This window comes from Mycobacterium saskatchewanense (genome assembly GCF_010729105.1).
In the GTDB taxonomy this organism is placed as follows: Bacteria; Actinomycetota; Actinomycetes; order Mycobacteriales; family Mycobacteriaceae; genus Mycobacterium; species Mycobacterium saskatchewanense.
Map to the genome: position 1 here is coordinate 1,875,568 of NZ_AP022573.1, position 14,214 is coordinate 1,889,781.

Annotated in this window: 14 protein-coding genes; 6 read left to right on the top strand and 8 right to left on the bottom strand. The window is 64.1% G+C overall.

All coding sequences use genetic code 11. The features are described from left to right. Positions 1 to 2: 2 nt before the first annotated feature. Both G6N56_RS08610 and G6N56_RS08615 read right to left on the bottom strand, forming a co-directional pair. Positions 3 to 809 (bottom strand): ABC transporter permease, encoded by an 807-nt coding sequence (locus G6N56_RS08610; RefSeq protein ID WP_085254905.1) that lies wholly within the window; start codon positions 807 to 809, stop codon positions 3 to 5. Between the two features lie 44 nt (positions 810 to 853). Then, positions 854 to 1,621 (bottom strand): MlaE family ABC transporter permease, encoded by a 768-nt coding sequence (locus G6N56_RS08615; protein ID WP_180150505.1) that lies wholly within the window; start codon positions 1,619 to 1,621, stop codon positions 854 to 856. A 610-nt stretch (positions 1,622 to 2,231) separates the two neighbouring features. Here G6N56_RS08615 and G6N56_RS08620 point away from each other — a divergent pair. Then, positions 2,232 to 3,008, top strand: a complete 777-nt coding sequence (locus G6N56_RS08620; protein ID WP_085254904.1) for a TetR/AcrR family transcriptional regulator — start codon at positions 2,232 to 2,234, stop codon at positions 3,006 to 3,008. Between the two features lie 132 nt (positions 3,009 to 3,140). Here the strand turns inward: G6N56_RS08620 and G6N56_RS08625 are convergent, their stop codons facing one another. Further along, a complete protein-coding gene (locus G6N56_RS08625; RefSeq protein WP_085254903.1) occupies positions 3,141 to 4,073 on the bottom strand; it encodes a hydroxymethylglutaryl-CoA lyase-like TIM-barrel protein in 933 nt (310 codons plus the stop codon). Then, positions 4,070 to 5,281, bottom strand: coding sequence for a CaiB/BaiF CoA transferase family protein (locus tag G6N56_RS08630; protein WP_085254902.1), 1,212 nt, complete (start codon positions 5,279 to 5,281; stop codon positions 4,070 to 4,072). The genes G6N56_RS08625 and G6N56_RS08630 overlap by 4 nt, the downstream gene beginning before the upstream one ends. Positions 5,282 to 5,632: 351 nt before the next feature. On the opposite strand from G6N56_RS08630, the gene G6N56_RS08635 reads away from it, so the two are divergent. Then, positions 5,633 to 6,301 (top strand): VOC family protein, encoded by a 669-nt coding sequence (locus G6N56_RS08635; protein ID WP_197746663.1) that lies wholly within the window; start codon positions 5,633 to 5,635, stop codon positions 6,299 to 6,301. Positions 6,302 to 6,445: 144 nt separating this feature from the next. Here G6N56_RS08635 and G6N56_RS08640 read toward each other — a convergent pair whose 3' ends face one another. The 3 genes from G6N56_RS08640 to G6N56_RS08650 all read right to left on the bottom strand — a co-directional run bounded on the left by G6N56_RS08640 (position 6,446) and on the right by G6N56_RS08650 (position 9,020). Beyond that, complete coding sequence (locus G6N56_RS08640) at positions 6,446 to 6,784, bottom strand: DUF732 domain-containing protein (protein WP_408632696.1); 339 nt, start codon at positions 6,782 to 6,784, stop codon at positions 6,446 to 6,448. A gap of 102 nt (positions 6,785 to 6,886) precedes the next feature. After that, positions 6,887 to 7,642 carry an SDR family NAD(P)-dependent oxidoreductase gene (locus tag G6N56_RS08645; RefSeq protein WP_085254900.1) on the bottom strand — a complete coding sequence of 252 codons (756 nt, stop codon included), beginning with the start codon at positions 7,640 to 7,642 and terminating at the stop codon, positions 6,887 to 6,889. A 556-nt stretch (positions 7,643 to 8,198) separates the two neighbouring features. Further along, a complete protein-coding gene (locus G6N56_RS08650; protein ID WP_085254899.1) occupies positions 8,199 to 9,020 on the bottom strand; it encodes an SDR family NAD(P)-dependent oxidoreductase in 822 nt (273 codons plus the stop codon). 74 nt (positions 9,021 to 9,094) lie between these two features. On the opposite strand from G6N56_RS08650, the gene G6N56_RS08655 reads away from it, so the two are divergent. After that, positions 9,095 to 11,425: an acyl-CoA dehydrogenase family protein gene (locus G6N56_RS08655; protein WP_232069324.1), complete on the top strand. Its 2,331-nt coding sequence runs from the start codon at positions 9,095 to 9,097 to the stop codon at positions 11,423 to 11,425. Then, complete coding sequence (gene fabG / locus G6N56_RS08660) at positions 11,422 to 12,162, top strand: 3-oxoacyl-ACP reductase FabG (RefSeq protein ID WP_085254897.1); 741 nt, start codon at positions 11,422 to 11,424, stop codon at positions 12,160 to 12,162. Before G6N56_RS08655 ends, fabG begins: the two co-directional genes overlap by 4 nt. 152 nt (positions 12,163 to 12,314) lie before the next feature. Here fabG and G6N56_RS08665 read toward each other — a convergent pair whose 3' ends face one another. Continuing rightward, positions 12,315 to 12,485 carry a hypothetical protein gene (locus G6N56_RS08665; RefSeq protein WP_158090698.1) on the bottom strand — a complete coding sequence of 57 codons (171 nt, stop codon included), beginning with the start codon at positions 12,483 to 12,485 and terminating at the stop codon, positions 12,315 to 12,317. A gap of 20 nt (positions 12,486 to 12,505) precedes the next feature. Here G6N56_RS08665 and G6N56_RS08670 point away from each other — a divergent pair, with 20 nt between their 5' ends. Together G6N56_RS08670 and G6N56_RS08675 are read left to right on the top strand one after the other, a co-directional pair. Next, positions 12,506 to 13,267, top strand: a complete 762-nt coding sequence (locus G6N56_RS08670) for an SDR family NAD(P)-dependent oxidoreductase (protein ID WP_085254896.1) — start codon at positions 12,506 to 12,508, stop codon at positions 13,265 to 13,267. Further along, positions 13,267 to 14,202 carry an SDR family NAD(P)-dependent oxidoreductase gene (locus tag G6N56_RS08675; RefSeq protein WP_085254895.1) on the top strand — a complete coding sequence of 312 codons (936 nt, stop codon included), beginning with the start codon at positions 13,267 to 13,269 and terminating at the stop codon, positions 14,200 to 14,202. Before G6N56_RS08670 ends, G6N56_RS08675 begins: the two co-directional genes overlap by 1 nt. Positions 14,203 to 14,214 lie beyond the last annotated feature (12 nt).

Consider the following 14,214-nt stretch of genomic DNA (forward strand, 5'->3'; position numbering starts at 1 on the left):
CGCTATCCAGAAAGGTTGAAGTTGCCGGACTGTCCGTAGATAGCGAGCGAAACCAGCAACACCGCCAGCGCAGACGACACCAACGAGGTGCGCACGGCGCGGCCGACAGCCTCTCCCACGCCGGCCGGCCCGCCCGATGCGTTGAAACCGTAATAGGTATGCACCAGCATGATCACAGTGGCCATGGTCAGCGCCAACAGGAACGACCAGATGAGATCGACAGGGTCGAGGAACGTGTTGAAGTAATGGTCGTATACACCAGTTGACTGCCCATAGATGGCCGTGGTGCCAACGCGGGCAGCAAGAAACGACATCAGCATAGCCACGCAGTACAGCGGGATCACGACAATGATTCCCGCCACCACCCTCGTCGACGCCAGGTAGGCGATGGCGCGGATCCCCATCACCTCCAAAGCGTCGATCTCCTCGTTGATTCGCATAGCACCCAACTGCGCGGTCGCACCGGCTCCGATGGTGGCGGCCAGCCCAACACCGGCGGTCAACGGGGCGATGAGACGCACGTTGAAATAAGCCGACGCGAATCCCGTCAACGCTTCGGTACCCACCTGGGCGAATTCGTTGTAGCCATTGACGGCCACCAGGGCTCCGGTCGATAGCGTCAGAAATCCGACAATCACGACGGTGCCACCGATCACCGCAAGCGCCCCGGTTCCCAGGCCCATCTGGGCAATCAACCGCAAGATTTCGATCCGGTACTGCGTAAATGCGGTTCGTATCGACCCAAGGGTCATGCCATAGAACTGGGTCTGCACGCCAACGCGATTCCAGCCGGTGGCCCACGTGCGCATCGCACGGCGAAGCCGCGGGAACTGGGTACTCACCGCGCTTGCGCTCACAGCGTGGCCTCGATTCCCACCGCGCTGGCCAAGATGTTGATGGCAAACAACGCCACAAAGGTGTAGACGACGGTTTCATTGACGGCGTTGCCCACACCAGCGGGTCCCCCGCCGACGAAAATGCCCTTATAACAAGCGATTAGCCCTGCGGCCAGGCCAAACAAACCCGCCTTGACCAGTGAGATGACCACGTCGGCCAAATGGGTGATGATCGTCATACCGCCGGCAAAGGCGCCTGGGGTGACATGCTGGACGAAGACCGAAAAGAAGAACCCACCGACGATGCCAACCAAGATCACCACCGACGACAACAACACCGCGATGAAGGTCGCCGCCAACACCCGTGGCACCACCAGCGCCTGTATCGGGTTGATACCCATCACTCGCATCGCGTCGAGCTCTTCGCGGATGGTGCGGGCGCCCAGGTCCGCGCACATCGATGTGGCGCCCGCGCCGGCGACAACCAAAACGGTCACGATAGGCCCCAATTGCGTGACGGTGCCGAACGCCGCACCCGTGCCGGAGTAGTCGGCCGCGCCGAATTCGATCAGCAAGATGTTGAAGGTGAACACCAGCAGCACAGTGAACGGGAGAGCCAACATCAACGCCGGCAGCAGGGATACTCGCGCAACAAACCATGACTGATAGAGAAACTCGCGCCAAGCGAAGGGTCTACGGGGTATGCACACCAAGGTGTCCAACGCCATCGCAAAGAAGCCACCGATACCGCGCACCGGCCTGGCGACGGTGTCTGATGAGATCATCTCTTTGCCTTCTGTTCTGTCGAGCGATTAGTACCCCGGGCCCGGCAAGACCCGCCGCCGGCGGAGGGCGGGGCCGGCGTCGCCCGGAAACCAAACTGTCTTTGATTTATGTCGCTGTAATCTAACAGTCATGGATTTGGATGTTCAAGTATTTCGCGAAACTGTTGGTCCGTCGCGTGGCTGGACATCCTGTGCAGCCACGCCTGCGGTAGATGCCGCTGCACGAGACGACAGTTTTCGCATGGCGTCGGGCGGCGCTCACTTCGGTTCGTCGATGCGTTGTGACGTTGGCGGCCAGTTGATTAGGAGGCTCCCGAACCATCTCCTTGCTTATGAATGGTGACACCAAGCGATACCTTGACGTGCGGCGATTCGTCCCCGGGGTGAGCCGGGGCCGAGGCGCCCGCTGTGAAGTCCGCCATCCGAGGTGGTGTTATCTAGCTAGGCTTGGTTAAGCTCGTTACGCGCCGTGGCACATCGACGTTGTAACCGCACCGGCGCGATGCGCTCCGCAGTATGGACTCAGACCGTGGGATTACTGGCTTCGGGTCCAGACGACGAGGCGTACCGGCCGCCGGAGTTTCGCTCGCCCACGCCTACAAGGACATAGATGGCCCGCCCCAAGGTTCCGTTGATCTCGCGCGAGGTAGCGCTTGAGGCCGCGCTGCGCATCATCGACTCCGACGGCCTGGAGGCGCTCAGCATTCGGCGACTGGCGGCCGAACTCAAGGTGAATGGGGCTTCGCTGTATTACCACTTCGCCAACAAGGAAGCGATACTGGTCGAAGTCACCGAACTCGCCTTGGCCCGAACACCCATCAACGTCAGGTCGGACGGCAGCGACTGGAAACGCTGGATGCTCGACGGTGCCCGGCAACTCCTTGACCTGTTGCTCGCGCATCCCGGCCTCATCCCGATCATCGTCAAACGACGCACCCTCGGCGTGCGCGCCGAAGCGTTGGAGGTCATCACCCGCAAACTGGTCAGTCGTGGGGTGCCGGCGGAGGTCATCTTGCCGCTCTACGAGGCCACCGAGAGGTTTGTCATCGGGACTGCCGTGCGCCAGGTAAGTGGAGAGGCCGTGCTGAACACCATTCACGACACCCGCCACCCGCATCTGCAGTTGGCTGCCGTCACGCGCGGCTCGTCACACGACGAACTCTTCGACGTGGTCCTGGTGGGAATCATGGAGACTATTCACCGCACCGCGGCCGAGTCGCCCGTAGGCGCAACCGATGCCGAGGCTCCGGCCAGCTCCTCCGGACAAGCCGAGCCTCGGCTTGGCCGCTCTCCTGGCGACTTCGACGCAGGCCCGGTGGGCGGCGGGTTTGCCCCCGCGCAACGCACCACACGCCGTCGAGCCGGACGTCAGCCGCGGACAGACTGAGTTCCGCTCCGCGTCGACGAGACCGTGCCTTCGCGCAGCCGGAAGCGCCCGCACCCATCGCTCGGTGGGGCAACACCGAGCCGCAGTTCTCGTCGACCGTCAACGGTTACAACGTCTCAAGGGGTGCGGGACTCACCGAATCACCCAGTCGAAGGCATTGGCTTTGGAACGCGCTCCTTGAGCCGTTCGTGACCGATTAGGTTCGCCGATCTCGCTGAGCAGACTGTCGGTCAGTTCGACCATCGAAGCCAACGTGGCGGGGGTAAACCAGTCGGGTCTGCTGGCGAAGAGCAGATCCTCGGTCGCCGTATTTCCGCTCGCGCCGGGGGCAAATGGACAGCCGCCGAGACCGCCCAGGCAACCGTCGACCATGGTCGCGCCGGCCGCGACCGCGGCGAGGCTGTTGGCTACGCCCATTCCCCAGGTGTCATGTCCATGAAAGACGATGCGGCGCTGTGGTGTTCGTGTACGCAGCGCCGATACGAGCTGGACCACCTGGCCGGGAACGGCCTGGCCCACGGTATCGCAGACCACAACGTCGTCCGCCCCGTCGGCGCGAGGGTCCGCAACGATACCGACTACCCGCTCGGGATCCACAGCGCCTTCGAATGGGCAGGTAAAGGCCGTGGCGATACACAACTGAATGCTTCCGCCCACCGCGTGCGCGAGCCGGACAGCGTCCGGCATCGCGGTAAGACTGTCCTCGGTGTCGCGTCCGATGTTGGCCCGGTTGTGCGAGTCCGAGGCGGAAAAGCAGTACTGGAAGTTGCGCGCCCCAGCGGCGGCCGCCTTTTCGACATGGCGCGGGGTTGCCACCCATACCCAGCACCGCAGCAGCTCTTCGGGTGTCAGCATCGCGATCAGGTCCAGCGAGTCGGCGAGCGGTGGGACGAGGTCTGCGCGGGCCATCGAGCCAATCTCCAGCGCCGGAATGCCCAACGCGAGCAGGCCTCTGGCGATCTGCGCCTTGCGCTCTGTGGGCAGAGCCTTGCCGGCAAGTTGAAGCCCGTCGCGCAAAGTCACGTCACGCAGCTTGAAGTGCCCAACTCGCGGCGGTGAAGTCATGCAAGCTCCGCGATCGCGTCATCGCTCATTCCGAGCAGTGACGAAAGCACCTCGTGGGTATGTTCGCCCAGGTCAGGTCCCACGCTGCGGATCGGTAGCGACGCACGACCGATCACCGGGACTATGCCCGGAAATCCCACTGATTTCGGTTCGGCGCAACCCGTGTCGATCTCGAAGTGCTGAATCATGTCCCGCGCGGCGTACTGCTCGTCCGTGCAGATGTCAGCGGCGGTGTATACGGGCCCGCTCGGAACGTCCGCCGCCTGCAAGAGCTTCAGCGCCATGTCGCGATCATGCTGGATCGTCCACCGGCTGATGGCCTCATCGAGTTCGTCACGACGCCTCCATCGGCCCGCGTTGGTCTGCAGCTCGGGATCTTCCGCGAGATCCGGGCGACCGATCAGGCGCATATAGCGTGCGAAGATCGCATCGCCGTTGCCGGCCACGATGATGCTCGTCCCGTCGGCGCACGGATACGCATTACTCGGCGCAATGCCTTCCATGCGGCCGCCCACCCGCTGCCTGTTGACACCGTAAGCGATGTAGTCGGGGATCAGTGACTCCATGACCGAGAGCACCGATTCGCTGAGCGCCACGTCAATGGTCCTCTCGGCTAGAGAGACGTTCGCGCGCTCTCGCTGGAACAGCGCCATCACAGTGCCAAATGCGGCGTAGATGCCGGCAATCGAATCGCCTATAGAGACCCCTACGCGAACCGGCGGACGGTCCGGGTCACCAACCAGTTCCCGCAATCCCCCGTACGCTTCGGCAACCGCCGCGAACCCCGGTCGGCCTGATAGCGGCCCCGTCTGACCGAAGGCCGAGATGCGGGTGATGATCAGGCCGGGACTGGCTTTGTCGAGTTCCTCCGGGCCCAGACCCCACCTTTCGAGCGTTCCCGGCCTGAAGTTCTCCAGCAGCACGTCACAGTGCCGGACCAGATCCAAGACGATGTCCCGGGCCCGGGCGCTCTTGAGATCGAGCACGATCGACTTCTTATTGCGGTTGATGGTGCGGTAGAGCATCGACGTGTCGCCGGCGTAGAGCCGCCAGTTTCGCAGCTCGTCCCCACTCACCGGCCGCTCCACCTTGATAACTTCAGCGCCGAAATCGGCCAGCATCCGCCCAGCCGTCGGTGCCGCGATGTAGCTGCCCAGTTCGAGCACCCGCACACCCGCAAGCGGTGCGATTGCGTCATTGCCTGTCATCGTCTTCCCCTGCCCACCGGCACTATACAACCAATCGTCGTTCAGTTAATCCTCATGCGGCTTTCGCCCACGCCTTCCCCCCGAGACCGAGCCGGCAAGACCTGAGGACCAGGTGCATTTGCCTGAGTGCCCGCGCGGGGAGGAACGTTTGACCAAAATAACCGATCAGTGTTAGTTTATGCCAATGACGGCAAACCGGGGTTGCGGTCGACGCGCGGTGGCGGGCCGGCCCGAGACACTGCAGTACCTTCGCCGTCGACGTCGTCCTACGAATTCGGACGATGAGCCAGCGGCGGTTGCCGAGGCCGACAGTCACAAAATGCCTAACGTGCCCTATCCGGTACCCGGTCGATGGACGTCGTGTCGGCTGTGGAACCCGCCCGGCCGGCCAAGCAGCGATCACACCACCACGAGGAACTGATGAGTATTCACCATTTTGCCATCGCTACAAAGGATTTCGACCGAGCTCATAGGTTCTACACGGAGGCGATGGGCTTCCAGCTAATCGCCGGGGTAAAGCGACAAGCCATCGGCGGGTCGGGCACGGGCTGGACCAAGCACATGTTCTACGACTGCGGGAACGGCTCGACCCTGGCGATATGGGACCTGCACCTGAATGGACTGCAGGATGGTGACTGGAAGACCGGATACTCGACCGGCCTTGGACTTCCGTGGTACATCGTGCACGTGGCGTTCGGCCTCGAGACGCTCGAGGAGCTGGAAAAGAAGCGGCAGAGCCTGCTCAATCACGGGGTCGCGGTCAGCCTGGTCGAGCACGAGTTCATCACGTCGATCTACATGAATGATCCAGATGGCAATATGGTCGAGTTTACCGTCCAGACCCGCCCTTTGACGGACACCGATCGGGATCAGGCTATGCTCATCCTCGCCGATGACACTCCGGCGCAACTGCCGGAGTATTCGGGGATGGTCAGTTATCCCGACGGGCGGATTGTTTTCACGGGCCCAGAAGCCGAGGAGTTCCGCCGGCGGTTCGAAGCCGGTGAGCTGGCGTTCTAGACAGCAGACTTCTCGCCCACCGTTTCCGATCGGACAGACCGCAGGCCATGGCAGGCGAAAATCGCTGGCCCCTCATCGCCCGCCACGAGCCTTGACCCGATTGCTCCCAGCTGGATCGTGTCCGTAAAGACTGCAACACCGGGATCAACCCGCCGGTGGTTGATAATGCGCCGCCGACTTTCTGAGCTGCCAAATCTGGTCAGGGCAGAGGAGATTGACTGCGTAGGACACCAGGTAGTTTGCCGCGAACTCGTCGTTGGGGGTGACGTCGGCCTTCACCTCGTCCATCACCTGGGCGTAACCTTCGCCGCGACTGACTTTGTCGCAGATCCCGTGGCCGTAGCCAATCGGATCGGCGTTGGGGAAATTGTAGTGCCGTCGTACCGATACGTCGTACATGTACTCCACCTCAGGCGCCGGCGCGGCCTGCGCGGGCGGAGCCGACACATGCGCGGGCCCGCCGGCGGCAGTCGCGACGACCATCAGAATGGCGATGCTGTTGCGACGACTCATAGCTGGCTCCCCATTTGTTTCTGACGACCGGCCGGAGTGTCGTCGCGCGCGCGAGTTTCGGACCGGTGACGCTTACGCGACCGTGTAACCACCGTCGACCGGGATTGCGGCCCCGGTGAGGTAGGAAGCACCGTCGCCCGCAAGAAATGCTGCGACGGAGGCAACCTCCTCGGGGCGACCTAATCGGCCCTGCGATGTCATGGCGACGGCTTGCGAGTTGATCCGCTCATAGACATCGGGAGCCGTCTCTTTGAGGCCGGCGAGCATGGGAGTTTCGATCGCTCCGGGAAGTATTGCGTTCACCCGGACACCGGAACTCCCGTACTCGTGCGCTGCCACCCGCGTCAAACCGACGACCCCAGCCTTGCTTGCCGTATAGGCGCTCGCTCCCGTGAAAGCGACGACCGCGGCTACCGACGCGATGTTGATGACGGAACCGCCTCCACCGGCAACCAACGCAGGGATCGATTTCCTCATCACCAGATAGACTCCACGGAGATTCACCGCAATCACCTGGTCAAAGGTCTCGGAGGCGGATTCCGCCAGCGGAATGAACACCCCGTCAATGCCCGCGTTGTTCACCACGACGTCGAGTCGGCCGAACTCACGCAGAGTTCTGTCGATCAGCGCATCGACGTCGTCTTCACTGCTGACGTCACACGAGATGCCGATACCGTTTCGCAGCCCCGATGCCGCTTGCTCAGGGTTCCCGGCGATATCACAGAGCACCACGCAGGCTCCCCGGTCGTCGAGGGCACGGGCGATAGCTGCACCGATCCCGCGGGCCGCGCCGGTGACAATCGCTACTTTGCCGTCGAGTTCCGCCATTTCGCTCCCATCGTTTACTTCTCATCAGGTCTTTGCACGACACGCTCCGATATGACACGGGAGCATCGAATCGACGAGCGGCACCAAGCTGGGCGTCCCGACACGGCCGCCCGCGAACATCCCTACCAGTCCGCTGTCGTTGCCACGGTCCCGTTCCGCATCAGCTTGAGCGACATCGAGGGCGTCAGCCGTCTCACTCATCGACGTGCGATTGCCACGGATACGTGCCGCCTGGCGCCGATTGTGCGGTGGCGACCACAGCACGTAAAGTCACTTGGGCACTCCCCTCAGCTGACTGACCGATGCGAAAAGCGTTCAGGCTGGGCTGATCCCTTCGCGTTCGAGTCAACGCCGGGTGCAGCACGCAATACCAATCGACGGTCGATTATTAGCGCCCTGCATAGAGAATGTCAACGTCTTGTCGCCCGACGCCGCCGCACGGTTGCAGCGTCGAGCATCGCCCCACGGCTGCCCGGCCGACAGCCATCGTGGGCGGGCGCGATGACGTTCGGGATCGGCCGAAAGTCGCCTGTCGGTGATGACGATCCCCTGACCATCAACGGCCGGCTTCGGACCCGGCCGTCAACAGTTCACCGCCGTCGATGGGCACGGTGACGCCGGTGATGTAGCTTGCCCGGTCGGACGCGAGGAAGGCGATGAGGTCGGCAACCTCGGCCTCGGTGCCGATTCGCCGCAGCGGGTTGAGTGGGAGCTCATGCTTTTCGGTCCAGCGCAGAATCGGCTCGACCAGTGCGGTATCGATCTTGCCCGGCGCGACCCCGACGACTCGGATCCCCTCGCGGGCCCATTCCAGTGCAAGCACGCGGGTGAGCATGAGGAGCGCGGACTTACTCACGTTGTATGCGGCCAATCCGCGCGAAGGGAAGTAGGCAGCGGTACTGGCGTTGTTGACCACGACCCCTCCCGACCCCATCAACGCCTTTGCGCGGCAAGCCAAGTACCACGGCGTCGAGAGGTTGAGTTGAATGGTTGTGTCCCAGTCGGCCCAGCTGACGTTTTCGGCTCGCGTCGCCGCTGGAAGAACCCCCGCGTTGTTGACCAGGACGTCCAGGCCGCCAAACTCGTCTGCAACCCTGTCAATGAGCACATCGAGCGACGCCCGGTCGGTCATGTCGGCCTCGACGGCCAGCGCTGGACTGCCCGCCCGACCGAGTTCGGCGGCGAGCGCACTGATGGCATCTGCGCTGCGCGCGGCGACGGCGACGGCAGCGCCTTCTTCGGCGAATCGCCTCGCGACGGCCGCACCGATGCCTCGGCTCGCGCCGGTCACCAAGACCCTTCGCCCACCGCAAGCTTTGCTTTCGTGATGCTGCATTGACCTCGTTCCTCTTTCACAGAATGTGAGACTCGACGGCATTAATCAAACGGCATATGGTTTAGTACCGGGCAAGCATACGTCCTGACGACGAAAGTGAGACGCGCGTGAGCTTCATGCCCGGCGAGGACGCCGAGGGGCTGCGAGAAGTCGTACGCGACTTTCTGGACAAGCAATCAGCGGAGAGCGACGTCCGCCTGCTGATGGAGACGACGGTTGGCTACGACCCGAGCGTCTGGACACGGGCCGCCACCGAACTCGGGTTGCACGGGTTGGCCATTCCAGAGCGGCACGGTGGTAGTGGCGCAACCCCCATCGAGTTGGGGGTGGTGTTCGAGGAGATGGGCCGGGTGCTCTTCTGCGGACCGTTCTTCGCAACCGTGGGGCTGGCGGCGACCGCACTGCTCGAAATTGGTGACGACCGCGCCGCCGAGCACCTCGCCCGGATCGCGGCGGGCGAGACGATCGCCACCCTGGCCTGGAGCGGACCGGAGCCCGCAGACAGCGAGCTTGAGGCGGTCGCCATTGGAGCGCAGTGGCAGATATCGGGCACCGCGGAAGCGGTCGTCGACGGCGCCGGTGCCGAACTGGTGCTCGTCGCCGCTCGCACCGCCGACGGACCCGGTTTGTTCATCGTCGCCGACGACACCACCATGCGGCGCGCTTCTCTGACGACCATGGATTCCACCCGCAAGTTGGCCGAACTGACCTTCACCTCGACACCGGCGACGCTGCTCGGCTCGACCGGCGGGGCAGAGCGAGCGCTGCGTCGAACGGCGGACCTGGCTGCGGTGTATCTGGCCGCCGAGCAGCTCGGCGGGGCGGCGCACGTCCTGTCAAGCGCCGTCGAATACGCCGGGTCGCGGATTCAGTTCGGCCGGGCGATTGGATCTTTTCAGGCCATCAAGCACCGGTGCGCCGACATGTTGGTGGAGGTGGAGTTGGCGCGGTCGGTTGTGTGGCACGGGCTTTGGACCGCGGTCCACGACCCGGCAAGTCTTCCTGTCTCGGCGAACCTCGCCCGCGCCGTGGCCTCCGATGCTTACCAACGGGTGGCTAGCGACAACATCCAGATTCACGGCGGCATCGGATTCACCTGGGAGCACCCGGCCCATCTCTACCTCAAGAGGGCCAAAAGCAGCCAGCTGCTCCTCGGGGCGCCCCACCGCCACCGCGCGCGGCTGCGAGACCGGGTCATTAATGGCGGCGCCGAGGCCGCGATAATGCCCACCGCCTCGCCGGCATCCGATGCGGTAACGGTTGCGCTGAAGGCTGATATCGAAGAGTTTCTGGCCAATCACCCGGTTCCCGATTCCGCCGATCGTGACGGCGACCGGCGGTTCAGGCAGGCACGATTCGATGCCGGGCTCGCCGTAATCCACTTTGGTGTAGGACATGGCGGACGCGGTTACGACGCCTCCCTGCAGCCGGTGGTCGAACAGTGCTTCGCCGATGCCGGCGCGGCCGACCACACCGCGCGAAATGTCATCGGTTTGGGGATGGCACTTCCGACCATCCACGCGCACGGCACCGATGATCAGAAGGCACGGTTCCTTCGACCCGCATTCGCCGGTGAACACATCTGGTGCCAACTGTTCTCCGAACCGGGGGCGGGCTCTGACCTCGCCGCGCTCGCGACGCGGGCGGTCCGTGACGGCGACGACTTCGTGGTGACCGGCCAAAAAGTGTGGACCTCCCTCGGGCATGTCGCCGACTGGGGCATTCTGCTGGCACGAACGGATCCCGAAGTGCCCAAACACAAGGGCCTCACCTACTTTCTGATCAACATGCGCTCGGCCGGAGTCGAAGTGCGGCCGTTGCGGCAACTGACCGGCGAGGCCGAGTTCAATGAGGTATACCTCACCGAGGTGCGCGTCCCGGCGGCCAACGTGCTTGGCTCGGTCGGACGAGGCTGGCAGGTTGCGATGACCACTCTGGCCAACGAGCGCGTATCGCTGGGCGGCCGCCCGCTGTCACGTGGCGGCGGCCCCATCGGCCAGGCAGTTCGCACTTATCGGCAAGCCGCCGCCGAGGGCCGCGTCGATGCGGCGGTCACTGAGCGCCTCATGCGGCTATGGACGCGGGCTGAGGCGGCGCGGCTTACCAATGCGCGTGCCGCCGTCCAGGTCGGCCGGCAGCCCGGACCTGAGGGGTCGATCGCCAAATTGCAGATGGCAGAACTGAATAAGGCCATCTACGAATTATGCGTCGACATGTCCGGGACTGCCGGATTACTCGTGGCGGGTTACCGGGAGACCGCTCCCGCGGAGGCGGCGGTGCACGGCGGGGCCGATGTCCGGATGGCTTACCTACGCTCACTTGCCAATTCGATCGAAGGTGGCACCTCGGAGGTGTTGCGCAACATTCTCGGCGAGCGCGTTCTCGGGCTGCCCGGTGAACCACGCTCTGACCGCGACATCCCGTGGAAGCAGGTCAGACGTTCGTGAGCCTCACTTTTGGTTTCTCAGGCCGCACCGCCGTCATCACCGGCGCGGCGCAAGGTATCGGAGCCGAGATCGCTCGGTTTTTCCAGGCTTCCGGTGCCAGAATCGCCCCGTTCGACCTGGACCCCGAACGCCTGAAGGCGCGTTGGGGGACGCGCAGCGACAACGTCGCACCCCTGGCTGTCGACGTGTCCGACGCCGATGCGGTCGTCGAGGCCATTGACGATGTCGCGCGGTGGGCCGGCAGCGTGGACATAGCCGTCAACAACGCGGGCATCACTCGCGACGCAGTGGTTTGGAAGATGACGACGGCACAGTGGCAGCACGTGCTTGACGTGCACCTCGGTGGCACGTTCAACATCACGCGTGCGGTATTGCCGCACATGCGCGGCGCGGGATTCGGGCGGATCATCAACGTGACGTCTTATACCGGCATGCATGGCAATATCGGACAAGCCAATTACGCCGCCGCAAAAGCCGGCATCATCGGATTCACCAAAACAGTGGCCAAGGAAGTCGCGCGATTCGGCGTTACCGTCAACGCGATTTCACCCAACGCCGCCACCGCGATGGTCGCCGATATCCCCGACGACAAGCTCGCCGAACTCACCGCTGCCATCCCCCAGGGCAGGTTCGCTGAACCCGCCGAGATGGCTCCCGCGGTCGCCTTTCTCGCCGCGGACGAAGCGGCCTACATCACCGGTGCCGTGCTGCCGGTGGATGGCGGGATGTCGATGTGAGCGCGACCGTCTTCCCCCGACACCATCTCACCTGAATCCATTCCGCCCCAATCCGCTCGCGGTAACCAGCTGAAACGGAAAAAGGACACCTGGATCCACCTCGACCCATCACGCGCAGCCGAAGGCCCGTTCGGCCGCACCATGGCGCACGGCTATCGCTCTCGGCGTCCGGCGTGCAGCCGGCGGAGATCACCGATGTCGCACCGGTTTCCGGCGGCCTCCGGCTCGCCGTACACGTCACCGCCCATACCCGGGACAGCGGCAAACCCGCGTGGGTAGCCGATGTCCTGGTCCGTGCGCATCGCGATGCTGCTCAATCTCACGGTCAAGACAGGAGTGCTAGATGCAAATCAAGGAGAGTTGCGCGTTGGTGACCGGCGGGGCGTCGGGCCTGGGTCGAGCCACCGCCAAGAGGCTGATCGCTTCCGGTGCGAAGGTGGTGGTGGCCGACCTGGCCTCGGCTGCTGGGGATGTCGCCGCGGCCGAACTCGGTGAACGGTGTCTTTTCCAGGCAACCGACGTCACCGACGGAGACCAAGTCCAGGCCGCGGTCGACGCGGCCGCACGCCTGGGAGCGTTGCGGATCGTGGTCAACTGCGCGGGCATCGGTGATCCGACCAAGGTGCTCGGCAGAGACGGTCCGCATCCGCTCGAGGAATTCGACCGGGTTCTGCGCATCAACCTCACTGGCACCTTCAACGTCATCCGGCTCGCCACTCAACAGATGGCCGGCAACGATCCCGTGGGGCGCGACCGCGGCGTCATCGTCAACACAGCGTCGGTTGCGGCCTTCGAAGGCCAGATCGGCCAGGCGGCATACTCAGCATCCAAGGCCGGGATCGTCGGCATGACTCTGCCGATCGCGCGCGAGTTGGCGCGCCACCAGATCAGGGTCGTGACGATTGCCCCCGGTATGTTCGAAACGCCTCTTCTCCTCGGTCTTCCCGTGAAGGCCCAGGAATCCCTCGCCCGGCAGGTCCCACATCCGGCGCGGTTGGGCAAGCCTGCCGAGTTCGCCTCCCTGGTCGCCCACATCGTTGAGAACGGGATGCTCAACGGTGAAACCATTCGCCTCGACGGCGCGATCCGGATGGGGCCGCGCTGATGAGCACCAACGTCTGCGAGGGCAGAGTTTGCCTGGTCACGGGGGCCGGCAGGGGGCTGGGCCGCTCCTACGCGATTGCGCTCGCCGAGGCGGGTGCCGAGGCGGTCATCGTCAACGACCTCGGCGCCGACCCTGACGGCACGGGCGCCGAACTCGGCCCGGCGTTATCGGTGGCCGCCGAGATCGAGGCCCGGGGCTGTCCGTCCCTGGCGGACGGCAGCGACATCTCGAGCTGGGGAGCCGCCCATGACATGGTCGAGCGCGCTGTCGCGGCCTTCGGCCGACTCGACGTCTTGGTCAACAACGCCGGAACCTTCCGCCGCGGGCCGTTTGTCGACCTGAAGGAAAGCCAGTGTGACACTGTGTTCTTGACCAACTGTAAGGGCACGATCGCACCCGCCCATGCAGCGGCACAGCATTGGCAATCGCGCCACAACCGAGAAGGAAGACTCGATTCTCGCTTGATCAACGTGACATCGTCGGCAGGCCTGTACGCCGCCCCCACCATGGCGGCCTACGGAGCGTCGAAGTCGGCGATGGCCACGCTCACGCAGGTGCTGGCCGACGAACTCGACGCATACGGGGTCACTGTCAATGGTGTCGCCCCCGGCGCCTGGACCAGGATGACCATCCCGATGCGCGCGGCCGGGATCGATCTCTCGCACGTCGCCACAAGGGGCGGCTTCGATCCAGAAGGCGTTGCACCGCTTGTCGTCTGGCTTGCCTCGTCCGATTCCCGCGACGTCACCGGGCAGATCTTCGAAGCCAACGCGGGCATGCTCGCCGTCGCAGAGGGTTGGCGTCAAGGCCCGAAAGTTGATCAGACGCCGGCGCATCCGATAGAGGTTGGCCGTACCGTGCGGCAACTGCTTACGCGGTCGGTACCGAGAACGTCCAGAGCACAGAACTGGTCGTCGCGCACTGACCAGACTTAGCCATTCTCATGG